Here is a 1,050-nt window from a genome sequence, read left to right as displayed (position 1 = left end):
GGCTCTGTTGCACAAATCCCGTGAGGGATTCATCTCGTGAATCCAGCGTGGTAGCCGGCGTGCATGAGCAGACCCATACCCCCTGTCTACAAGACCAAGAACTGGCCCGCGTACAACGCTGCGCTCAAGCGCCGGGGCTCGCTGACGATCTGGTTCGATCCCGCCATGACCTGGGAAGCCGCGCCAACCGGGAAGCGCGGCCGCCAGCCTGACTACAGCGATGCGGCCATCCAGACCTGCCTGACGATGAAGGTGCTGTTCGGCATGGCACTTCGACAGACAACTGGGTTCGTCGAGAGCCTGTTGCGCCTGATCGGCCTGGACTGGGCTGTCCCTGACTTCAGCACGCTGTCGCGCCGCCAGAAGACGCTGAAGGTCAACATTCCCTACCGCGGCTCGGACGGCCCGCTACACCTGCTGGTCGACAGCACAGGGATCAAGGTCGAGGGCGAAGGAGAGTGGAACGCCCGCAAGCACGGCGGTTCCAAGCGGCGTGTCTGGCGCAAGATCCACATCGGGATCGATGAAAAAACACTGGAGATCAGGGCGGCGGAGTTCACCACCAGCGACGTCGGCGATGCCCCCATGCTGCCCGAACTGCTCGACCAGATCCCGCCCGGACAGGAGATCGCCAGCGTCACCGCTGATGGCGCCTTCGACACCCGCAAATGCCATGATGCCATCGCCGCCCGAGGTGCCGCTGCCATCATTCCACCCCGCAAGAACGCCAAACCCTGGAAACCCGACACCGCCGGGGCCATCGCTCGCAACGAGATCCTGCGCACATCGAAGCGCGTCGGTCGAACCATATGGCGACGATGGAGCGGCTATCACCGCCGAAGCCGCGCCGAGACCAAGATGCATTGCGTCAAGCTCCTGGGGCAGCGCCTGTCCGCACGCGACTTCGACCGTCAGGTCGCAGAGTTCCAGGTCCGTGTCGCCGTCCTGAACGGCTTCACCGCCCTCGGCACGCCTATCACAGAGGTCGCGGGGTAGGTCTGTCCACGGAAAGGGGAGGTCCCACGATCAACCGATTTGTGCAACAGAGCC

General features: G+C 63.9%; 1 protein-coding gene. It reads left to right on the top strand.

The genetic code is table 11. The features are described 5' to 3' along the window. The first annotated feature begins 63 nt into the window (after positions 1-63). The gene (locus tag HS053_RS22100; RefSeq protein WP_174213395.1) at positions 64-996 is read left to right on the top strand and encodes an IS5 family transposase; all 933 of its coding nucleotides are present in this window, start codon (positions 64-66) and stop codon (positions 994-996) included. Positions 997-1,050 lie beyond the last annotated feature (54 nt).

Source organism: Tabrizicola fusiformis (assembly GCF_013328815.1).
Taxonomy (GTDB): Bacteria; Pseudomonadota; Alphaproteobacteria; order Rhodobacterales; family Rhodobacteraceae; genus Fuscibacter.
This window is presented reverse-complemented; position numbering and strand designations above follow the sequence as displayed.

Coding starts and splice junctions, on each gene's coding strand:
- HS053_RS22100 (WP_174213395.1), top strand. CDS start 64: ATGAGCAGACCCATACCCCCTGTCTACAAGACCAAGAACTGGCCCGCG.